This is a genomic window from Paenibacillus sp. FSL k6-2145 (assembly GCF_037976585.1).
Lineage (GTDB): Bacteria > Bacillota > Bacilli > Paenibacillales > Paenibacillaceae > Paenibacillus.
The window spans coordinates 3,017,697-3,039,394 of the sequence record NZ_CP150267.1; the positions used below are offsets into that span (position 1 = coordinate 3,017,697).

A 21,698-nucleotide genomic window follows, 5' to 3' on the forward strand; every position below is an offset into this window, starting at 1 on the left:
ACATTGTCCAAACCAACCAAAGGCTCCTTTACACTACCGGGAGAATCCGGTTATGAAGCACTGACGCTGGAACTTGCCGATCGCTGGGGTGCCGATGTGATCCGTGACAGTGACGGTACAAAATTGTCCGATGAGATTATCAATGCCGGATACGGCATCTATTCAACCATTTGCATTATTCGTGATCATAATGAGTGGGCATCCCGTAATCTGGATAAACTGCAGCAATGTTTTCTCATTACGAATCCTAAGGTCGCTGTGCAAGATTATGTCTCCATCTATCTGATGGAGGACTTCTTCGCTGAACAATTCAGGGTGAATGATTCCAAAGAAGCGTTTAAATATTGGCAGGTGTATGACCGAACGACTGGGGAAGAGGTACCTAGAGGACAGTGGAATTATGAAAGGGAATCTGGCAATGTTGTCATTACTGGCGTTGCTCCTTGGCATAAATACACGGTGAGTTTCATGGTTTATCGGATATGGGAAGAGATTTCCATGTACAACCATACGACGAATAACTGGGACAAAGAGCATCTGATGCAGATTGACCCGATCTATACCGACACACAAACCTATTTGCTGGATTGGATGGAAAAGTGGTGCCAAGACCACCCGGAAACAACGGTTGTACGTTTTACGTCCCTATTTTATAACTTCGCCTGGATCTGGGGCAGCGATGAGCGGAATCGCCATCTGTTCTCGGATTGGGGTTCATACGATTTCACAGTAAGTTCGAGAGCGCTGGATCTGTTTGCTCAAAAATTTGGGTATTCACTCTCAGCCGAGGACTTTGTAAATGGCGGTAAATATCAGGTCACTCATATGCCTGCGGATCAGCGCAAACTGGACTGGATGGCATTTATCAATGATTTTGTAATTGAATTCGGTAAGAAATTAATTGATATTGTCCACAAACATAACAAGCTGGCGTATGTCTTCTATGATGACAGCTGGGTGGGCATGGAGCCTTACAATGATCGCTTTGAGGAATTTGGATTCGACGGCATGATCAAATGTGTGTTCTCCGGTTATGAGGCAAGAATGTGCTCAGGCGTTAAGGCTGATACCCATGAGATTCGCTTGCATCCATACTTGTTTCCGGTTGGCTTAGGCGGGCTTCCTACCTTCAAAGAGGGAGGCGACCCTACCCTGGATGCCAAGAAATATTGGATTAATATCCGGCGTGCGCTGCTGCGGGAGTCGATTGACCGGATTGGACTGGGTGGATATTTGCATCTGGTTGAGCCTTATCCGGACTTTGTGGATTATATCGAGAAGATTGCCCATGAATTCAGGGAAATGAAAGAGCTGCATCAAGAGGGAAAACCGTATCAGATCAAGACAAAGGTAGCCGTGCTGCATAGCTGGGGCAAGTTAAGATCGTGGACCTTGTCCGGTCATTTTCATGAAACACATATGCATGATCTGATTCATGTGAATGAGGCATTAGCCGGGTTGCCTGTTGACGTACAGTTTATTGATTTTGAGGATGTTCGTCAGGGCGTATTGAAGGATGTAGATGTTGTCATCAATGCCGGCTCTGCAGGTTCAGCATGGAGCGGTGGAGAGCACTGGAGTGACCACAAGTCTGTGGACTTATTGACCCAGTGGGTGTATGAGGGTGGTACCTTTATTGGCATTAACCAGCCTTCGGCATTGGACGGGTATGACAGCTATTTTAGAATGGCTCATGTGCTTGGGGTGGATGAGGATACAGGCGCCAGAGTTGTTCATGGAAAATGGTCGTATGAGGTTAGTGATGAGTATGGTTTGGTGCCTGAGGGGGCCAGCATACTTTTGAAAAATAACATTTATCTTACTGATGGATCAGCAGCTGTAGTGAGTGAAACGGATGGTCAGATCACACTGTCCACACATGCTTTTGGAAAAGGAAAAGGGATCTATCTGTCTTCATTCGAATTTAACTGGGAAAATACGAGATTACTACAGAATCTGATTCGTTTTGCCGGGAATGAGATGGAGGACACGAAGTATATTCCGGATAACTTGTATACCGAATGTGCCTACTACCCTGAGAGCAACATATTGGTAGTGATCAATAACAGCGATCAGGTTCAGTCCACGACGATCGATACCGAGTATGGGAAACATACTGTGGAATTAGATCCGTATGATACGGTAATCACCAAGATTGGCTTAATCAAATCTGTGTAGGAACGGATAGGGGTTCTATTTCATAACGGATTCATAACGGAAAAAGCTCAAGTCAGCGGCGATCAGCCAAAGCTTGAGCTTTTGTTGTATTCAGTATCTCTTAAAGCCTGTATTCCCGACTGGATTGATAAGTTAAATGCGTATTATACAGTAAATTTTATGGAAACGCAAGAGGAAAAAGATTGCTTTTATGAAGGCTATCGTTTATTCTAAAAAAAGGAAGTCTACTACATTTTAATAGGAGGTATGGGTGATGGAAAATATGATGATGATGAACATGATGATGAACATGTGTATGGAAGAAATGATGTGCAAGATGAAATCCATGAAGATGATGATGGAATGCATGGAAGACAAAAGCATGATGGAAGGCATGGATATGAATAAAATGATGTCCTGCATGCAAGAGTGCGACGAAATGATGACTACCATGATGGGCATGATGAGCAACATGAAGAAAGCATCCATGTAATTATTGATCATTGATTTAATGTAAAGCTGGCGGGCTTTACATAGGTGCGGAACAGTTGACTGTACGCATCACAACAAAAGCATAGTAAGCCTTAATCAAGGCGGGTTAAGCAGACAAACTGCAGACCGGCTTTTTCTTTATTTATATTGAAGAATCTTCCTCGACACATCGATACGCATAAGCTTTAATTTGAACCATTGCTCCTGTAGGGAATCGGTCTGAGAACCTTCGGAAGCAACCCGCAGTTTGTTGAATATTTCCAATAGCTGGTTGTTGATCCGGTCATAGTTGGCAAGCAATTCACGCAGCATAATAACCTTTCGTTCTTTCTGCAGCAATTCATCCTTCTGCTCTTGAAGCTTTTCGAGAATATCTTCAGCCCATTCCGAGTCTCCGATGGTACGGGCATAATTATATAAATCCAAATAATCGTTAACCCAAGCTTGTGTCCAAGAACTCATGGCGTTATTCACTCCAGTCAGCTTCACTTTTCTATATACCGAGTATTATACCCGGAATAATATAATTTACAAGTGGATTATAGAATTTTTTGGGATAAACATAGGTGGTATGATCATTGCTCTGGTCGGCAAGCCGTTTGTAGAGCTTCATGTTTTCTGGAAATAAACCTTCATGAGTTCCTCTGCAGTATTTCACTTCATCCAATTTGTATTCTGGAAAATAAATTAAAAATATACTATGTTATAGGTGGACAGATGAAGGGGGACGTTCTTTGCTCAACCCTAAATATCCGGAGCTCTTGTTATGTAATCAATATGACTTTGAGTAATAACGTTGATGTTATGTAATGGTTAGAGGAGACAACGATAAGACATGAGCCGCAAGACATACTGTAAGCGTATTCAGTTTCTGGATGATTGGAGTCTCAAGACCAAGTTGTACATATTGTTCATTTTTTGTGTGCTGGTGCCGGTCCTGGTCACCAATACCGTGTTTTACCAAAGCATCAAAGGTAACATTGAGGAGAAGGAGCACAGCCGATTCAATGAAATGCAGCAAAGGATCAAGTTCAACCTGCGGAACAGTATAGACAATAGCTTGTATGTGTCCAATTTTCTCTATACAGATGGAACGCTGAACCGGTTCATGGAGTCCAAATATCGCGATCAGGAAGACTATTACTCTGCCTACTATGATATGCTTAGCAACAACAATCTGGTCAGGTACTATTACAGCTACCAGCAGGTGAATCAAGTTACGTTTTATGTTGGCAATGATACCTTCGTTAATGGAGGAAACTTTATTAAGCTGGATGATGAGGTGAAGAAAAGTGATTGGTATCAGGCGCTGCTGAACACGAGCGACCATATCATGATCTATTCGTATTTTGACAAACAGCAGGCGGTGATGTCGCAAAGTCAGGGAGGACGCAAAGTAAGCATTATTCGTAAGCTGGATTACTTTGGGGAGCAGCAGGTTGAAAAGGTGTTAAAGGTTGATCTGGACTACGCTTTTATCAACAAATCGCTTAAAAATGAGGGAGCAAATGGGAAGGTGTATGTCGTTTCAGATGGCAGGGTCATTTTCTCGAACGATTCAAAAATGAATCAGACGCGCAAGCCATTTCATCTGATTGCGGACAGTCCAATTGACCCTGTTCAATCCATGCAATCGATTCCTGTTGTATCCGAGGATTGGCAGATTATCGTCAGCGCGGAGAAATTGGACGTGCTGTCGGAGATTGTTAATTCCAAGTTTAATTTGACGTTGCTGATCATTCTTAATCTGTTGGTGCCCACACTGCTCATCTGGTTGATATCCAGATCACTGGTCAGCAGAGTGGATCGGATAGCGAAGCACCTGGATCAAGTGAAGCATGAGAAATTTGAGGTCATATCGGGATCTGTGGGCAAGGACGAGATCGGGAGCCTGACCCATAGTTATAATATGATGGTCATCAAGATCAAGAATCTGATTGAGATTGTGTTTAAAGGTCAGGTGGAGCGGCAAGCCCTTGAACTCTCCAAGAAGCAGGCGGAGCTGAAAGCCCTTCAGAGTCAGGTGAATCCCCATTTCATGTTCAACACGTTGGAAACGATCCGTATGCGGAGTTTGATCAAGGATGAACTTGAAACCTCCGATGTCATTCATAGACTGGCACTGCTGCTGCGTCAGACGATCAATTGGGGCGACGATTTAATTACAATCGCAGAAGAGATCAATTTCGTGGAGAGTTATCTGAGTATCCAGCAGTATCGCTTTGGCGAAAAGCTGCAATTCGCAATCAGGATGACAGACGAATCCATTGCTGCGATGATGATACCCAAGCTAACCGTTCTCACCTTTGTGGAGAATGCTTGCATCCATGGCATCGAGGGGACTTCAAATGATGGGGTCGTGGAGGTATTATTTGAAATTCGAAGCAAGGAGCTGTACATTTCCATTCGAGACACCGGAGTCGGTATGGAGCAGGACAAGCTCGCCTCGCTCCGCAAAATGATGCAAGACCCGAGTATGGATCGGATGAGCGAGCTTAGCAGCATTGGCATGATGAATGCATATATTCGGTTGCGGATGTATTTTGATGATTTCGTTCAGGTGCACATATTCAGTGAGAAGGGGAAGGGAACAACGATTGGTATTCAAATTCCTCTTATGCAGGCATCTCAAGAATAAGGAGCGAGGATATGATCAACGTGCTGATTGTGGACGATGAGCCATTTATTCGCCAAGGACTTCTCTTGTTAATTGATTGGGAGTCTTACGGATTTCAGATTTGCGGTCAGGCTTCCAATGGCATACAGGCAATGGAGTGCATACGCGCTGTACAGCCTGATCTGGTTATTTCCGACATCAAGATGCCGGAAATGGACGGAATGCAGCTTGCCAAAACCTTGTACGAGCAATATAGCGGTGACATCAAGCTGATCCTTCTTAGTGGATTCTATGAGTTTGGATACGCCAAGCAGGCAATAAAATATCAAGTGGATGATTATATTCTCAAGCCTATTGTGAAGACCGAACTGGTTCAGGTGCTTGAGGAGTTCAGGGACGCATTTAATGCGCGGATGGAAGAGAAGCGATATCAGCAAAAAAAGGATCGAATGATTATGGCCCAGCATATGCAGTCGATCTTGCTTGGGGTGGCCGAGGAGGAGGCTATTACAAGTCTGCAGCCCCACTATCAAGATGCCGGCAACCTGCGCTGTATCCTGATTGAGGCGGAGTGCGGTCCAGAACAGGGAGCGGATTGGTGCGCCAAGGTTGAGGCATGGATGGGCAAGCCCTTTCCGGGACAAGTTTTGAAGCCGTTTACAGGTGATAAAAATGCGGTTTTGCTCATTGTTACGGACCTGATGGTGAACCGTGAGGGAGTGGCCTTGGAACCATATTTGACCCGATTACATGCCGAGCTGAGCCAAGGCCAAGAGGCGGCTATTGCTTGTTATGTTGGGAAGGAAGTACATAGTTTGGAGGCGCTGCATGAGTCTTATCAATCCTGCGGCATAATGAAAAGCTTACGTTTTTTCACCACTTCTGGGCCCATATATTACTTTGAGCTTATGGATACGAACCTATTTATTAATCGGCCGGGACAGTCCGAAAAACAATTGTTCGATGGGCTAATTAAGTCTATTGAGGAACAGCAGACGGATGAGCTTTACAGCCATGCAAAGGCGATTTTTCAATTTTTTCTGGATGAGAGAATCGAGCCTGGTATGGTTCGAATCCACTTGCATTATTTGGCATACACATTGCTGGATCTCGTGAATAACGATACGGTTACTCCAGATTCCACGCTGATGGAATCGACTTTTCTGAAGGTGAACTACGCGATGTTATCCATGGAGGAAAACATTGAACATTTATGCGAATTTTCGCTCATGTGCGCAGAGAAACTGAAGGAGCAGCAAAAGTCGAATGCAATGGGCGTATTAGCCAAAATTGAGGCTTTCATTCACGAGCATTACAGAGAAAATATCAGCCTGAAATTGCTCGGGGAGCAGTTTTACATGAATAGTGCATATCTGGGTCAGATTTTCAAAAAGCATTTCTCAATCAGCTTCAGTGATTATTTGAATCAATTGCGTATTGAGGAAGCCGCCCGGCTGTTGCGCAGAACAGATCAAAGAGTATACGAAATCGCAACAATGGTGGGATATCGGGATTCCGATTACTTTATTAGCCGGTTCGAGAAACTCATGGGGGAGACTCCTGCACAATATCGTAAAAGTGCCCATGCTGCGTACTCTCTTGATTAACATCCTGCACTCCTTGACGGAGCGGCGGGATATTTTTTTTCGCAGATGCTGGAATTAGTGGGATTCCATCTATAGTTTATCCCGTTGAGAGGGGCATGGAAGCATGATAATTTTAAGTCAGCCTTTGGAAAGCGCTTTCCAAAAAGCTTCTGTCAATATAATCGATGGAGGGGTCATGATGAAAAAGGATGTTAGAAAAAGAATCAAGTATAGTGCTCTGCTCGCTTTAATACTGGTCATCGCACTCGCTGGATGTACACCGGGATCGTCCTCGAAAGGGGAAAAGACAGCAGATGGAAGGGAATTGAAACAATTTTCCGCATTTTTTGCCGTACCGGGAAAAATTGCGCCTGACGATAATCGGGTGTTAAAGGCTATTGAGGAGAAAACAGGCGTCAGAGTAACGATGGACTGGCTTACGGGCCAAACGGCCAAAGAGCGGATTGGTGTACTCATTGCAGGCGGCGAATATCCCGATTTTATCGATGGGAGTGATGGTACTCAGCAACTGGTAGCAGCAGGGGCATTAGTACCACTTGAGGATTACATCGATAAATATCCCAACATCAAAAATTACCTGGGCGAAGACTGGAAGAAGATGAAAAATACGACGGATGGACATATCTACTTCATTCCTCAATTCGGCAATATACAAGAGAAATCGATGAAAGTATCCCATGACGGAGAAGCATTCTGGATTCAGAAGGCCGTACTGGAGTGGGATAATTATCCGACAATCAAAACGCTTGACCAATACTTTGACTTGATTGAACGGTATAAAGCAGCTCACCCGACCGTTGATGGTCAGCCAACAATTGGATTTGAAATTATCTCCTATGACTGGCGTTATTTCGCACTGGAGAACCCTCCGCTCTTCATGGCTGGTTATCCGAACGAAGGCGCAGCCATCGTTGATAAAGAAACGCTGACGGCCAAAAACTACAATACCATTCCTGAAGCGAAAGCATATTTCAAGAAGATCAATGAGGTATATCATCAAGGCCTGGTTGATAACGAAACCTTTACAGCAAACTATGATCAATATATATCCAAAATTTCTACCGGACGTGTGCTGGGTATGGTGGATCAAGGATGGCAGTTCCTTGACGCCGAGGCATCACTCGTGAAGCAAAAATTGTATGACAAAACCTATGTACCGTTGTCCATTACACTTTCCGAGGATGTTAAAGGGCGTTATCAGAACAATCCAATCCTTAACGTGAATGGCGGCTTGGCCATTACAAAGAGCTGCGAGGATATCGAGGGAGCACTTCAATATATTAATGATTTGCTGGACCCTGAGATGGAGGTATTGAGAACCTGGGGACAGGAAGGCGTGGATTATCAAGTCGATGACAAAGGCGTGTTCTCCAGAAATGAGGAGCAACGTGCGAATTCCAAAGATCCGGACTGGGTACTGGCGAACACGGGAAGCCCATTGGTCTATTTCCCGCATCATGAGGGCATGACCGCTGACGGGAAGAATGCACTTGACCCTAAGGAGCAGCCGGAGGAGTATCTTGCCACATTGAATGACATCGACAAAAAAGTGCTGAAGGCTTATGGATATACGAAGTTTACCGACTTCCTTGAGCCTGCGGAGGAAAATGAACCGTGGTTCCCAATCTATACCTATAATTTCGAACCAAATAAACCGGAGACCATTGCCAGACAGAAAATGGACGATGTAAAACGCAAATGGCTGCCAAAAGTGATTATGACTTCACCTGCCGAATTTGATAAAGCCTGGGAAGAGTATCAAGCCACACTCAAGGAAAGTGCAGATATTAAAGCGTATGAAGATGCGCTGACGGAAGAAGTCCGCAGACGTATGGAACTGTGGGGGTAAAGGCCTGTCACACAGAATGGCTATGGGGAACCCCGTAGCCTTTCTTACACGCTAGATTTGGAGATTGGATAGGAATGGAATCGATTCACCCAGACTGGGTGATATAGATAACTCGTAAGCAAGGAGAGAAAAAACATGGCCAAAAAGGAGTTGCAGCCTTCGTTAAAAACCAGCCATATCCCAGCGGGAACAAGCTGGATCGGGTACAACCTGTCCAGAATGAAAAGTCAGCGACAATTAATGTGGATGTCATTTCCGTTTATTGCGTTTATCGCTATTTTTGCGTATGGACCATTATGGGGCTGGTTGATGGCGTTTCAGAATTATAGACCTGGCATTGGTTTTACGGAGCAGGACTGGGTGGGGCTGGATCATTTTCGAACGTTATTCACGGACCCTACATTTTTACGTGTCATTCGCAATACGCTGGCGATGAGCCTGATCAGTCTGTTTCTGGGATTTGTCGGCTCGATTGGTCTGGCGCTGTTATTAAATGAACTGCGAATGGTATTGTTCAAACGTGTGGTACAGACGGTTTCCTACCTTCCACATTTCCTGTCGTGGATCATCGTAACAGGTATTGTTGCGAATGTATTATCAACGGAAACAGGAATTGTGAATGTACTGCTGACGAAATTGGGCCTGATTGATGCACCGATCAATTTTTTTGCTGAACCCAAATACTTCTGGGGGATTGTGGGTCTGTCCAGCATGTGGAAGGAAATTGGCTGGGGCACGATTATTTATCTGGCGGCCATGGCGTCGATTAATCCGAGCTTGTACGAGGCAGCTTCCATCGACGGAGCCGGCCGCTTTCGCAAAATGTTCAATGTCACGCTTCCAAGCATCAAACCAACGATCATTATCCTGCTCATCATCAACGTTGGTAACGTACTGAACGCAGGTTTTGAGATTCAATACTTGCTGGGGAACGGACTTGTGCAGGATGTATCCGAGACAATCGACATTTTTGTTTTGAAATACGGGATTAATCTCGGTAACTACTCACTTGCCACCGCAGCAGGCATTTTCAAAAGTGTGGTCAGTCTGGTGCTCATATTTATCGCCAATGGGATTGCCAAGTCTCTTGGTGAAGAGCGATTGATATGATAAGGGGGCAGAGCTGTGAAGCGATTTAGTAGAAAACGAAGCTTGGGAGATTCTATTTTTTCCATCACCAATGGCATATTTATGTTGCTTGTCATGGTTGTTACGTTATATCCTTTTTTAAACACTATTGCCGTATCTTTCAATAACGGGCTGGATACGATCCGCGGGGGGATCTATCTCTGGCCGAGGGAATGGACGCTGCAAAATTACGTCTCCGTATTCCAGAACCCGAATCTGACACAAGCCGCATTTGTTTCGGTTGCCAGAACCGTGGTGGGAACGGTTGTACAGCTGTTCTGTACAGCCATGCTGGCCTATGTGCTGAGCCGCAAGGAGTATATGTTCAACAAATTGGTCACGACGCTGTTTGTCATGACGATGTATTTCAGCGGCGGCTTAATTCCGGGATACATGCTGATCAAACAAGTGGGGCTGCTGAACAGCTTCTGGGTATACATTATTCCCGGGTTGATCGGGGTGTTCAACATGATCGTCATTCGTACCTACATTCAGGGACTGTCGGAGGGATTGATTGAATCCGCGAAGATGGATGGAGCCGGAGATTTTCGGATTTTCATGCGTATCGTGCTTCCCTTATCCAAGCCGGTTCTGGCTACGGTTGCACTGTTTATTGCTGTAGGTCAGTGGAACTCCTGGTTTGACTCCATGTTGTACACGGCGGGAAATCGGAATTTGACCACCTTGCAGTATGAGCTGATGAAATTGTTATCCTCTGCGACCTCACAGGGGGGAACCGTCAACGTGGATTCATTCAAAAATGTAACCAACATGGTGACGCCTGTATCCATTCGGGCAGCAATCACGGTTGTGACGGCAATGCCGATTGTTTTACTGTATCCGTTCTTGCAAAAATACTTTGTGACTGGACTAACCATTGGAGGGGTAAAAGAATGAAGAATGCAAATCAAGGCGAACAATGCACGTTTAACAATCCGATTATGCCCGGGTTTTATCCAGATCCATCCGTATGCCGGGTGGGTGAAGATTTTTATCTGGTGACATCAACATTTGCCTATTTTCCTGGCGTTCCGATCTTTCAGAGCCGTGATCTTGTAAATTGGAAACAGATTGGCAATGTGCTGGACCGCCCTTCGCAATTAAATCTTCAGGGAGCAGGCCATTCACAGGGGATATTCGCTCCAACGCTTCGGTATCATGAAGGCACTTTCTATATGATTACAACCAATGTATCACATGGCGGTAATTTTGTTGTAACCGCTACCGACCCTGCTGGGCCATGGTCAGATCCTTATTTTATTGAAGACGCAGAAGGCATAGACCCTACGATTTTCTTCGATGACGGCAAAGCGTATTACCTTGGTACACGTCCTTGCTCTGAGGGAGTTCGTTATAATGGCAATTGGGAAGTTTGGCTACGGGAGTTGGATCTGGGCAGTATGAAGCTGGTGGGAGACAGTTACGTTCTGTGGCGCGGGGCGATGGTGGATGTCATCTGGCCGGAAGGCCCGCATCTGTATAAGATCGATGAATATTACTATTTATTGATTGCAGAGGGAGGCACAGGGCCAAACCATGCCGTGACCATTGCTCGTAGCAAAAGTTTGACCGAAGGATACGTCGGGAATCCGAATAATCCAATCATTACACATCGGCATTTAGGTAAACGTTACCCTGTTGTTAATGTAGGACATGCTGACTTGGTACGGGCTGAGAACGGTCAATGGTTCATGGTCATGCTGGCTTCGCGTCCATATGGAGGGAGCTTTAGTAATCTGGGGCGGGAGACGTTCCTTGCTTCTATCGTTTGGGAGGACGGATGGCCTGTTGTCAATGAGGGCCGCGGAATCCTAGAGGAGCAGGGCACGTTGGATTTGAAGCCTGTTCCGGTAGAGCCGCAACTGCGTTTTGACCATTTTGACAGTGATAAACTGGGCTTGCAATGGATGTTCCTGCGCAATCCTCAGGAGGATCTCTATTCATTAACCGAACGAAAAGGATACTTGCAGCTGAAGTTGAAACCGCAAACATTGAAGGAAAAAGAAAATTCCAGCTTTGTTTGTCTGCGTCAAAGGCATATGGATTATGTCGCAGCTACAGCGATGGAATTTGTGCCCGGGAATGCAAACGAAACTGCTGGTCTTGTCGTCATTCAGAACGATCAGTATCACATACGGATTGAGCGTGCTCTGACCGAGAACCAGCAAGTGCTGCGTGTGGTGACCGTTATAGATGGTCGGGATACCCACATTGCGCAAATCGCGCTGGATGATGAAGTATCGCGAGTGTATATCAAAATGGCCGCGACAGGTCAGCAACTAAACTTCTATTACAGCACGGATGGAAGTCAGTATCATGTGGTGGCGGAACAGGTGGATACAAGCAGCTTGAGCACTGAAGTAGCTGGTGGCTTTGTTGGCTGCTGTATCGGAATGTTTAGCAGCAGCAACGGTACATCATCTGATCAGGTGGCTGACTTTGACTGGTTTGAATATGGTTCATATAAATAATATTTAGATGACAGAATTACAGTAAGAAAGCTCAATCCAGTGGCGGTATTCCAGGGATTGAGCTTTTTTTCGTTTTTTTTTGCTAAAGGGAAAACTGTGGGAGAGTAGGGGACGCGTTACAGCTTATTGATTAGTTTCATATGTTGAGTTTTTAATGATGTTAACTATTTTACGCTGAGCATCCTTGGCCTCCGGAATTGGATAGAGGACAAAGACATGGTTCATTTTGGGATAAACATACGTTTGGTGATCGATTCTTTGATCCGTCAGCAGTTTGTCGAGCTTCATATTATCAGGAAACAAGCCCTCGTGAGTCCCGATAAAGATGCTGATTTTGCCCAGACCGGCGAAATCTCCGTAGATTGGACTGATTAACGGATCGTTCAACGGTTTGTCAGCTGCCCAGATCCGCCGGATGACATCATACCCTTCCACAGCGAGCATAGGGTCGCGGGTCTCGTAATCGAATATGACCGGATTGTCCAACACCATATCCACACAAGGTGATAACAAGATGATATCTTTGGGCTGCGGGAGATTATGCATCTTCAGATAATGGGCCAAGGCAAGGGAGATGTTCCCGCCTGCGGAATCGCCCATAATGGTGAGTTGTGCCGAGTCGTTCACGGAGGCAAGGAGATCCCGATATAGATTGAGCAATTTCGGATATGTGTGTTGATAATTAAAATGCGGAACCTTTGGATAGATGGGAGCAACAACTTTGGCATTCAGAGCCTGAGCCATGCGGTCCATGAATTTCCAGTGTAAAGACAGCGGCTGGTGTGTATGGGCCCCGCCATGAATGTAGAGAATGACCCTCTGTTCACGGGAATGCTGATCGTTTAAGGTGAACACCTGCATGTCTTCATGGGAGCGCTCTTTGATGGAAGATGACAGTTTTGTTTTACCCAAGATATAAGGTTTAATGTTTTCCAAGCCCATATGATCCAGGTGTTTGCGGGTAAGCTCGCGTGTTGAAAAAATTTTCTTGGTATCTAACGTTCCGATATATTTCTCGAATAGAAAGCTCGTCAACGAGCGTTTGTGATTATGAATATACATGTTCATTGAGGAATCACCCTTCCTGATGGAGTTCAGATATACGGTCTGTGGAGACTATAAGTAAAGTATAAAGGTTGAAGTGTACTTCAAGGTCAATCTTAATTTATCCATCAAACCGTTATGGTTAGAGTAAAGAATGGTACCCGTTCTATGTTATGATATTTGCATCTTCAAAAGTTCGATTGAAGGGGCATAGCGTATGAATCAGAGCATACAACAGTTTAAAGCGGATTTTTTCAAAGCGTTGGCACACCCGATGCGGATTCAGATTCTGGAACTGCTGAGTGAAGGAGCCAAAAACGTGAATGAACTGCAAAGCATTCTGGGATCGGAAGGCTCTGCCGTTTCACAGCAACTGGCTGTATTGCGCAGCAAAAACGTTGTCCACGGAATCAAAGAAGGGACAACCGTCACCTATTCGCTGCGTGATCCGCTGATTAAGGACCTGTTGGCAGTCACCAAACAGATTTTTGACAATCATCTGGTTGATGCCATTTCCATGCTGGAAGATATTCGTAAAGAGTCCTGACACAATAAACAAGAGCAACTGGGTTAATCACCGGAGGTTCTTGTTTTTTTGTGTTATGTTCCTGCTGGGATTGTGCGTAATCCGATTGACAGGACGTATGCAGGGGAGTAGTCTTTTAATTATATTCAAATATTCAAATATATGAAGAAAAGAAGGTTTTGGTACATGAAATGGATGGGGAGATATGCAGGGTATAATGCTGCCGCTTTTCGCAAGGATCTGTTATCGGGACTGATTGTAGGTATCATTGCGATTCCACTCGGTATGGCCTTTGCCATCGCTTCCGGGGTCAAACCGGAGTATGGATTATATACCACAGTAATCGCAGGGATTCTCATTTCCTTGCTGGGTGGGTCCAAGTTCCAGATCGGCGGGCCAACGGGGGCATTCATTCCAATCCTCTTTGCCATTGTGATGCAGTATGGATATGAGAATCTGCTGATCGCCGGAATGATGGCCGGTTTGATGCTTGTACTAATGGGCGTATTCAAACTTGGGGCATTAATTAAGTTTATTCCAAAGCCGGTGACTATCGGTTTTACGGCAGGGATCGCCGTCATTATTTTTAGCGGACAAATTACGAACTTTCTGGGACTTCGAGGCATCGAGAAACACGAGGATTTCTGGTCCAATATGAAAGAAATCGGGATGCATATCTCGACGATTAATATATACAGTGTGCTTACAGCTGGAATCTGTCTGGCTGTTCTTCTGCTTGTGCCCAAGTTTGCACCAAAGGTGCCTGCATCACTGGTGGGGCTGGTTCTTTCGACGGTAGTCGCGGCGTTCTTTTTTGAAGGGCAGGTGGCTACAATTGGTTCGTCCTTTGGAGAAATACCTAACTCTTTGCCTCAGTTTCATGTGCCTGAGATCACTTGGGAGCGTATCGTGAACTTGCTGCAACCCGCTTTTGTCATCGCCATGCTGGGTGGGATTGAATCACTGTTATCCGCAGTTGTTGCCGATGGCATGACCGGAAGTCGGCATAACAGCAATCGAGAGTTAATTGGGCAGGGGATTGCTAATATGGTGACGCCGTTGTTTGGTGGTATTCCTGCAACAGGAGCGATTGCACGTACAGCAACAAATATCAAATCCGGCGCAGTATCGCCATGGTCTGGCGTAATTCACGGTATGGTGGTTTTGCTGGTACTTGTTCTCTTTGCGCCATATGCATCGCACATTCCTCTTGCCAGTATGGCTCCCGTTCTCATGCTGGTTGCCTGGAATATGAGTGAACGGAGATCCTTCGTACATGTTATGAAAACCAAAACGAGTGATTCACTCGTTCTGCTGATTACCTTTTTGCTGACCGTATTTACAAGTTTAACAACGGCTGTAGAGGTTGGGTTGATTCTGGCTGTCCTTTTATTTGTTAAACGCATGAGTGAGATGTTGAAGGTTGCCAAAGTACTGCCCGATCCCGATCATAAACATGAGAAAGTCATGGCCCACATGGTTCGGGAAGGACATGACTGTCCGCAAATAAGTCTGTATACAATTGAAGGGCCACTTTTTTTCGGCGCAGCGGATATGTTCGAGAAGTCAGTCATGGATTCGATTCATCGGCGCCCAGGCACTCTGCTGTTGCGCATGGGCAAGGTGCCTTTTATGGATACGACAGGTGAATCCAATCTGGCCCGTGTTGTCAAACATATGGAGAGATCCGGGGGCAGGGTTTTACTTTCAGGCATTCAGGCGCAACCGTTGGAGATGCTGAAGAGAACAGGATTGATTGAACGGATTGGTTCGGATCATATGTTTGAGCACACGGGTGAAGCCATCAATTATGCATTATTGCATCTGGATGTTCAGAAATGTAGGGGGTGCAAACATTTTGCCTTTCGTGAATGTGCTGCATTGTCGAGTGCTGGCATCGACCCAGCGTGTAATAACCTGCTGAAACCTGGAAAGCGAGTCAATGCAAATACCCCTATCTAACCTGCTGATGAGAGATGGAACTATAGGAGTCTAAAGAGTATTTACTCATCAAAATATATATTCTGGAAAATAAATAAAAAATATACTATGTTATAGGTTGATAGGTGAAAAGGATTACATCGTTCATCAGATGAGAAATAATCATATTAAACCGAAGGAGCGTACATATGTCCATTCAACCGACTGCTTTACGTTCAGTGCTTAACCCCAGGTATCTGGAGTCTGCATTGAGGGATCAGTATAACATTGGAACATGGGAAGAATGTTTGTTTTGGCTTAGGGGATTGAATGATACCTACCGGGTTCGCACATCCAGTGGCATGTATATTCTCCGCATCTACCGCACTGAAATCACGGAGGCAGATGTTCAGTATGAGCTTTCATTATTGTCTCAACTCAAGAACGTTCTAGGTTCTGCGGAACATACCGACATTGGAGAATGCATCGAGAAGAAAGATCATACGGAATATACGGTGTTGGAGGCTGCGGAAGGCAAGCGGGTTGCTGTAATGTTTCGGTATATTGAGGGTACGGAGAACAACCTGGAGGATGAGGAGTCTTGTTACGCCTTTGGCCAATCTGCGGCTGAATTGCATGAGGCTATGGATCAGGTGAACATGGAGCTGCCACGATATGAGCTGGATCTGAAGTTACTTATTGACGAACCCCTTGAGCGAATTATCCACTATATTGGTGAGAACAATGAAGCAGCAGCATTTCTCCATACGTTTGCCACAACGTTAAAAGAACGCATCGTTGCCGCTTCCAGACAAGATCTGGATTTTGGTCTGTGCCATGGCGATATGCATGGGAATAACAATGCGTTTCAACAGGAGCATCAGTTCATCCATTATGACTTCGAGTGGGCAGCCAAAAGCTGGCGTGCTTACGATCTGGCTCAAGTGAAGGTGCGAAAGAGACAGTCTGAAGATCGAAAGGCAGTATTATGGAAAGCACTCATGGCAGGTTATCGTTCAGTCAGAAGTTTTTCCTCGGAAGATGAGCAGGCTGTTGATCTCTTTATTGTTGCTCGTCGATTCTGGGTGATGGGTCTGGATGTTGCTTTTATTGAGAGTGATACGGGTGCGCTGGACTATGGTTCGGATTGGCTGGACAGTTTCGTGGAAGAATTCCGGGATACAGGGATTATATCCTAGCAAATGATGAACATTATTTAGGTGTAGGTTTGAATGTTTTAAGACCCTTCCGAGTCAACTTAAACTCGGGAGGGTCTTTTTCATCTTATATTGAAGGTAACAGGGTCACTTATTAGTTGGATGATGATGAAGAAGCGGCAGCAGCCGATGCTGCAGCAGCTGCGGCCATGGCTGCTTGTTGAGCGATGATAATATTTGTGATACTGGTTGAGATCGTTGTCGTAAGCACACCGTTTCGCAGATTCTCCACATGTTGAATGGCTATCAACGCGGATGAGAACAGGAGCAACTCCTGTTTATCGATCGACCAAGCCCCGAAGCCTTTTTGAGTCCGTAACCAGTCATTTGTTTCCGCGACTTCATCCACTAACGCGTCTCTGTCCGAAGGCAGTAGGGAAAGTATCCCGAGAGAGGGTAATGTGTATGTTTTGTCCATTCGGAGATCCCTTTTACGAAAAGCTTCATTTAAGGCAATCACACGAGCACCTGCATCCGGGTTATCCTCTCCAAGAACCAGTACCTGTGTTAACGCCTGCACACTGTTTCTGGAAGAGAACTCTGGTTTTAATTCCCTATAGAGTTGTTCCATACGTGCCACACCAGTATCCACGTTGAGATCGGAAAGGGCTAACATGGCAGCAAAAATGTAGTCATCCTGTCCAGTGAGGAAACGATGCTCTGCTTTCATGCCGTCATAAAATAATTTGGCCCGCTCCACCGTAGGTTGAAACTGGTCAGGTGATGTCTGAGTAGCGATCTGATAGGCGGCAATAACCAGATAATCGGAGTTGCGAAATTTGATCTCTTTCATCAAGTCATAGACATGCAGGGTGTCTGCCAGCTTCGTCTCTTCATCCGTTGTAAGGGAGAGCATGGCAGCAATGCTAATGGCCGAATTACCTCTGAATGCAGAGAAGAGTTTTGTGTTTTGCTTAATCAACTCTTGGCTTTGACGAATGGCTTCCCCATCCGCTGTTTTATTCTCCGCTGCATAGAGCAGGGCAGCCAGACGGTGCATCATCGCATGTTGCCATTTGAACGACTTCTTGATGATCTGGGTATTGGAAACAAATAATTCAACTCGTTCTGCATGATGTTGCTGCATAGGCACACCTCCATTTTTACTTTTATTTTACAATACCCTATTTCATGATCAGATTACCTTCACGCTGCAACATGACCTCTTCCAACGCCTTGAAGCTGCTCCGTCTACGATGGCATATTTTGATTTGGCGTAATCCATTGTATTACCTCCATTTTCAGAATATATGAATAGGCTGTCAGTCCTTCATTCGGTCGTTGTAAAGAGATTAGATAATTAGGAATATCAAATGAATTAAAGCGATTATTCCCATAGGGTAGATCAATGATCTGGAGAACCCGTTTTTAAATTCATTTCGAGGATGTTTTTCGAAAAAGAAGTGTAATACGGTATGTATGATGAAAAAGATATCCAGCACCCAAAATGTAATGGTCTGATACGAGCTAAAAAGAAGAGAGAGGATGATGGTATACATTGGCAGGTGAATCCAAGTGAAATACCTATACGCTTTATCATCTTCCATATCTTTTAACACTATAAACAATTTCCACTCGGACCGCCTGATGGCATCCATTTCGTGAAGCAGAAAGAGAGACAGGTTAAACAAAAATAAAACCAGTAAAAAGTCAGGCATGGAAAGTCTCCCATTTTTCAATTTTATACAAGCAGGTCAATAGCGAACAAGTCACTTACGGTATTGCGACCCACATATACAATACGTGAGTTGTCCTTTGGGGGTTCCAGCAACCTCCCTGTCGAGTCATGTATTAGAAAGTCTCTGTCACTTTGTTTATACAACGCTGCAGTGAATTGTTTATTGAACTGTCTGCCATATTCATTAAGCGGTTATCCTATACCTATATGTGTAGTGAATCCGTTTCCTCACATTCCTTGTTGTATTTCTGCGGTACATCTCGTACAATTTGGTGAAGTAATTCTGCATTGCGTTAATGTGAATGTAAAAATTAAAATTACATCAGGAAGCTGTACACAAGAAAAGGGGAGAATCGTTTGGAATCAAAGCAACTATCTAGAGGGCTAAAGCCCCGCCATGTAGAGCTGATTGCACTCGGAGGTACAATCGGCGTTGGTTTGTTCATGGGATCGGCAAGTACGATCAAATGGGCAGGACCATCCGTGCTGCTGGCTTATTTATTGGCTGGTATCGTTATCTTTTTTGTCATGCGAATTATGGGGGAAATGTTGATTCAGGAGCCGGTCACAGGTTCGTTTGCTACATTTGCTCACAAATATATTAGTCCGCTTGCCGGATTCTTGACCGCCTGGAGCTACTGGTTCCTGTGGGTTACGGTGGGTATGGCGGAAGTTACGGCGATTGGCATCTATGTCGGGTATTGGTTCCCGGATATTCCGCAGTGGCTGCCGGCACTTGCTGGGGTGCTCATCATAGCGGCGGCGAATCTGGCGGCGGTGAAGTTCTATGGGGAATTCGAATTCTGGTTTGCGATGATTAAAGTGACGGCTATTGTGGCGATGATCGTGATCGGAACCGGGCTCATCTTCTTCGGCTGGGGGAACGGAGGACAGCCAATCGGGTTGTCGAATCTGTTTAGTCATGGCGGATTCTTCCCAGGAGGGATCAAAGGTTTCCTCTTTGCACTGTGTATCGTAACGGCTGCGTATCAAGGGGTGGAGATGGTCGGTATTACAGCAGGCGAAGCGGAGAATCCGAAATATACCTTGCGTAAAGCGATCAAAAATATCGTGTGGCGTATTCTTATTTTCTACGTTGGTGCCATATTTGTTATTGTAACCTTGTACCCTTGGAACGAAGTAGGCGAGACGGGCAGCCCGTTTGTGCTCACCTTTGCCAAGGTCGGCATTGTTGCTGCTGCGGGAATCATCAACTTTGTGGTGCTGACGGCAGCCATGTCGGGATGCAACAGCGGGATCTACAGTGCAGGACGGATGTTATACACGCTGGCTGAGAATGGGCAGGCACCTGCCTTTTTCAAAAAGCTGTCCAAAGGCGGGGTTCCCCGCAATAGTATCGTCATCACAATCTCCTTGCTGCTGATTGGGGTTGTGCTGAACTACCTGATGCCGGACTCCAAATTGTTCCTGTACATCTACAGTGCAAGTGTTCTTCCGGGTATGGTTCCATGGTTCGCACTGGCGTTCAGCCAGTTCCGATTCAGAAAGCGTTGGGGCAACGAAATGGCGGATCATAACTTCAAGTCCAAATGGTTCCCGATCAGCAATTACATTATTATTGTGTATCTGATCCTCGTCATTATCGGTATGGCGTTTAACCCGGATACGCGCTTGCCTCTGATTGTTGGAGCTACGTTCATGGCCATCGTGGTGGCTGGATATTTCGCATTTGGCATCGGCAAAAGACAACGCATAGATGGTGGCGAAGATCGCTAGTCTAATATTCAAAAATCAACTTATATCGTAATATCATACATGCATTCCTTGAAACGATTGGAGAACCTGAAGGTGATTCAGCGTTATTCAGGGAATGCATTTTTTTTCGGAAAATGGCATGGGGTTAGGGGAGATTCAATGTTAGACGGTTGTCATGGAATCTGGTTAGCTTAGTTTAAATAACGCCCAACTCGGTTACAAAGGAAAGAGTGCAACTTTTATAAAACAAACTTCTGTGATCGTATTGATCAATGTAAATAACCAAGGAGGAAATTGAACATGGCTAATCAAGACCAGCACACCATGCAAGATCCAACGACACAATATCCGAAGGCTACACCGGAGTGGAAGCAGCAACAGGATGAGCCGGGGCTTCAGCGTGAGATGACTCCTGTTCCTGATGCGGGTGAGAAAAGTTATAAAGGTAGCGGACGTTTAACAGGACGCAAAGCAGTTGTGACCGGAGCAGACAGTGGAATAGGCCGAGCGGCAGCGATTGCGTTTGCTCGTGAAGGCGCAGATGTCGTTCTGGCTTATCTGCCGGAAGAGGAAGCAGATGCGCAGGAAGTTGTGAAGCTGATTGAGGAAGCCGGTCGCAAAGCAATCACAATGCCAGGTGACTTGAAGGATGAGAAATACTGTGAGGAACTCATTGAATCTGCTGTAAAAGAGCTTGGTGGGATTGATATCCTCGCTAACGTGGCAGGTAAGCAGCAGTTTGTAGAGCAGATTGCAGATCTGACCACCGAGCAATTCGATGCTACGTTCAAAACAAATGTCTATTCCATGTTCTGGCTCTGCAAAGCAGCTGTGAAACACATGAAGCCGGGCAGCTCCATTATCAACACATCATCGATTCAGGCGTATAAACCTTCGCCAATCCTGCTGGATTATGCGACAACGAAGGCATCCATTAACACGTTCAGCAAAGCGTTAGCACAACAGGTGGGTAGCAAAGGGATTCGTGTCAATGTTGTTGCACCAGGACCGGTATGGACACCACTTCAGGTCGTGGGTGGACAACCAGTCGAGAAGCTGGCTGATTTTGGCTCCAACACACCGCTTGGTCGAGCAGGACAACCTGCCGAGATGGCTCCGGCATTTGTGTTCCTGGCAAGCCAGGAATCCAGTTATGTGAGCGGCGAGACATTGAATGCGAATGGTGGTACGGTTAGTCCGTAAACGTTGGATATAAAAGGCCTATGAATCCTAGGTCAGTGATCATAGGCCAGTTAAACAAAGAACACCATTCCCT

The 21,698-nt window shown here is 45.4% G+C and carries 17 protein-coding genes; 13 read left to right on the forward strand and 4 right to left on the reverse strand.

Annotation, left to right across the window (positions count from 1 at the left end; translation table 11 throughout):
* Window positions 1-3 precede the first annotated feature (3 nt).
* Both gnpA and NZ043_RS13430 read left to right on the forward strand, forming a co-directional pair.
* Complete coding sequence (gene gnpA / locus NZ043_RS13425; RefSeq protein ID WP_339312180.1) at window positions 4-2,178, forward strand: 1,3-beta-galactosyl-N-acetylhexosamine phosphorylase; 2,175 nt, start codon at window positions 4-6, stop codon at window positions 2,176-2,178.
* A 253-nt stretch (window positions 2,179-2,431) separates the two neighbouring features.
* Window positions 2,432-2,650 carry a hypothetical protein gene (locus tag NZ043_RS13430; RefSeq protein ID WP_056692804.1) on the forward strand — a complete coding sequence of 73 codons (219 nt, stop codon included), beginning with the start codon at window positions 2,432-2,434 and terminating at the stop codon, window positions 2,648-2,650.
* A gap of 137 nt (window positions 2,651-2,787) precedes the next feature.
* Here the strand turns inward: NZ043_RS13430 and NZ043_RS13435 are convergent, their stop codons facing one another.
* Entirely contained in the window at window positions 2,788-3,111 is a 324-nt protein-coding gene (locus NZ043_RS13435) for a hypothetical protein (RefSeq protein ID WP_113055636.1), read from the reverse strand.
* A gap of 373 nt (window positions 3,112-3,484) precedes the next feature.
* On the opposite strand from NZ043_RS13435, the gene NZ043_RS13440 reads away from it, so the two are divergent.
* From NZ043_RS13440 to NZ043_RS13465, 6 genes are all read left to right on the forward strand, one after another.
* Window positions 3,485-5,287: a sensor histidine kinase gene (locus tag NZ043_RS13440; protein WP_339312185.1), complete on the forward strand. Its 1,803-nt coding sequence runs from the start codon at window positions 3,485-3,487 to the stop codon at window positions 5,285-5,287.
* A gap of 11 nt (window positions 5,288-5,298) precedes the next feature.
* Window positions 5,299-6,873, forward strand: a complete 1,575-nt coding sequence (locus NZ043_RS13445) for a response regulator (RefSeq protein ID WP_339312187.1) — start codon at window positions 5,299-5,301, stop codon at window positions 6,871-6,873.
* Between the two features lie 175 nt (window positions 6,874-7,048).
* A complete protein-coding gene (locus tag NZ043_RS13450) occupies window positions 7,049-8,722 on the forward strand; it encodes an extracellular solute-binding protein (RefSeq protein ID WP_249913522.1) in 1,674 nt (557 codons plus the stop codon).
* A 135-nt stretch (window positions 8,723-8,857) separates the two neighbouring features.
* Window positions 8,858-9,832, forward strand: coding sequence for an ABC transporter permease subunit (locus NZ043_RS13455; RefSeq protein WP_289391167.1), 975 nt, complete (start codon window positions 8,858-8,860; stop codon window positions 9,830-9,832).
* Window positions 9,833-9,913: 81 nt separating this feature from the next.
* Window positions 9,914-10,747 (forward strand): carbohydrate ABC transporter permease, encoded by an 834-nt coding sequence (locus tag NZ043_RS13460; protein WP_081745822.1) that lies wholly within the window; start codon window positions 9,914-9,916, stop codon window positions 10,745-10,747.
* Window positions 10,744-12,321, forward strand: coding sequence for a glycoside hydrolase family 43 protein (locus tag NZ043_RS13465; protein ID WP_339312190.1), 1,578 nt, complete (start codon window positions 10,744-10,746; stop codon window positions 12,319-12,321). The genes NZ043_RS13460 and NZ043_RS13465 overlap by 4 nt, the downstream gene beginning before the upstream one ends.
* 123 nt (window positions 12,322-12,444) lie before the next feature.
* Here the strand turns inward: NZ043_RS13465 and NZ043_RS13470 are convergent, their stop codons facing one another.
* The gene (locus NZ043_RS13470; RefSeq protein WP_339312192.1) at window positions 12,445-13,389 is read right to left on the reverse strand and encodes an alpha/beta hydrolase; all 945 of its coding nucleotides are present in this window, start codon (window positions 13,387-13,389) and stop codon (window positions 12,445-12,447) included.
* Window positions 13,390-13,582: 193 nt separating this feature from the next.
* Between NZ043_RS13470 and NZ043_RS13475 the strand changes: the two genes are divergently transcribed.
* The 3 genes from NZ043_RS13475 (at window position 13,583) to NZ043_RS13485 (ending at window position 17,010) form a co-directional block, all read left to right on the forward strand.
* A complete protein-coding gene (locus tag NZ043_RS13475) occupies window positions 13,583-13,912 on the forward strand; it encodes a metalloregulator ArsR/SmtB family transcription factor (protein ID WP_017690603.1) in 330 nt (109 codons plus the stop codon).
* A 165-nt stretch (window positions 13,913-14,077) separates the two neighbouring features.
* Window positions 14,078-15,853 carry a sulfate permease gene (gene sulP / locus NZ043_RS13480; RefSeq protein WP_133387338.1) on the forward strand — a complete coding sequence of 592 codons (1,776 nt, stop codon included), beginning with the start codon at window positions 14,078-14,080 and terminating at the stop codon, window positions 15,851-15,853.
* A gap of 167 nt (window positions 15,854-16,020) precedes the next feature.
* Window positions 16,021-17,010: a phosphotransferase gene (locus NZ043_RS13485; protein ID WP_133387337.1), complete on the forward strand. Its 990-nt coding sequence runs from the start codon at window positions 16,021-16,023 to the stop codon at window positions 17,008-17,010.
* A 112-nt stretch (window positions 17,011-17,122) separates the two neighbouring features.
* Here NZ043_RS13485 and NZ043_RS13490 read toward each other — a convergent pair whose 3' ends face one another.
* Window positions 17,123-18,115 carry a DUF4003 family protein gene (locus NZ043_RS13490; protein ID WP_133387336.1) on the reverse strand — a complete coding sequence of 331 codons (993 nt, stop codon included), beginning with the start codon at window positions 18,113-18,115 and terminating at the stop codon, window positions 17,123-17,125.
* A gap of 205 nt (window positions 18,116-18,320) precedes the next feature.
* Entirely contained in the window at window positions 18,321-18,686 is a 366-nt protein-coding gene (locus NZ043_RS13495) for a DUF6713 family protein (RefSeq protein ID WP_133387335.1), read from the reverse strand.
* 377 nt (window positions 18,687-19,063) lie between these two features.
* Between NZ043_RS13495 and NZ043_RS13500 the strand changes: the two genes are divergently transcribed.
* Window positions 19,064-20,443 carry an amino acid permease gene (locus NZ043_RS13500; protein WP_091019689.1) on the forward strand — a complete coding sequence of 460 codons (1,380 nt, stop codon included), beginning with the start codon at window positions 19,064-19,066 and terminating at the stop codon, window positions 20,441-20,443.
* A 279-nt stretch (window positions 20,444-20,722) separates the two neighbouring features.
* A complete protein-coding gene (locus tag NZ043_RS13505) occupies window positions 20,723-21,625 on the forward strand; it encodes an SDR family oxidoreductase (RefSeq protein WP_017690578.1) in 903 nt (300 codons plus the stop codon).
* Window positions 21,626-21,698 lie beyond the last annotated feature (73 nt).

Excerpts from the sequence above, each read along its gene's own strand:
- NZ043_RS13430 (WP_056692804.1), top strand. The coding sequence starts at position 2,432 with ATGGAAAATATGATGATGATGAACATGATGATGAACATGTGTATGGAA.
- NZ043_RS13435 (WP_113055636.1), bottom strand. The coding sequence starts at position 3,111 with ATGAGTTCTTGGACACAAGCTTGGGTTAACGATTATTTGGATTTATAT.
- NZ043_RS13440 (WP_339312185.1), top strand. The coding sequence starts at position 3,485 with ATGAGCCGCAAGACATACTGTAAGCGTATTCAGTTTCTGGATGATTGG.
- NZ043_RS13445 (WP_339312187.1), top strand. The coding sequence starts at position 5,299 with ATGATCAACGTGCTGATTGTGGACGATGAGCCATTTATTCGCCAAGGA.
- NZ043_RS13450 (WP_249913522.1), top strand. The coding sequence starts at position 7,049 with ATGATGAAAAAGGATGTTAGAAAAAGAATCAAGTATAGTGCTCTGCTC.
- NZ043_RS13455 (WP_289391167.1), top strand. The coding sequence starts at position 8,858 with ATGGCCAAAAAGGAGTTGCAGCCTTCGTTAAAAACCAGCCATATCCCA.
- NZ043_RS13460 (WP_081745822.1), top strand. The coding sequence starts at position 9,914 with ATGTTGCTTGTCATGGTTGTTACGTTATATCCTTTTTTAAACACTATT.
- NZ043_RS13465 (WP_339312190.1), top strand. The coding sequence starts at position 10,744 with ATGAAGAATGCAAATCAAGGCGAACAATGCACGTTTAACAATCCGATT.
- NZ043_RS13470 (WP_339312192.1), bottom strand. The coding sequence starts at position 13,389 with ATGAACATGTATATTCATAATCACAAACGCTCGTTGACGAGCTTTCTA.
- NZ043_RS13475 (WP_017690603.1), top strand. The coding sequence starts at position 13,583 with ATGAATCAGAGCATACAACAGTTTAAAGCGGATTTTTTCAAAGCGTTG.
- sulP (WP_133387338.1), top strand. The coding sequence starts at position 14,078 with ATGAAATGGATGGGGAGATATGCAGGGTATAATGCTGCCGCTTTTCGC.
- NZ043_RS13485 (WP_133387337.1), top strand. The coding sequence starts at position 16,021 with ATGTCCATTCAACCGACTGCTTTACGTTCAGTGCTTAACCCCAGGTAT.
- NZ043_RS13490 (WP_133387336.1), bottom strand. The coding sequence starts at position 18,115 with ATGCAGCAACATCATGCAGAACGAGTTGAATTATTTGTTTCCAATACC.
- NZ043_RS13495 (WP_133387335.1), bottom strand. The coding sequence starts at position 18,686 with ATGCCTGACTTTTTACTGGTTTTATTTTTGTTTAACCTGTCTCTCTTT.
- NZ043_RS13505 (WP_017690578.1), top strand. The coding sequence starts at position 20,723 with ATGGCTAATCAAGACCAGCACACCATGCAAGATCCAACGACACAATAT.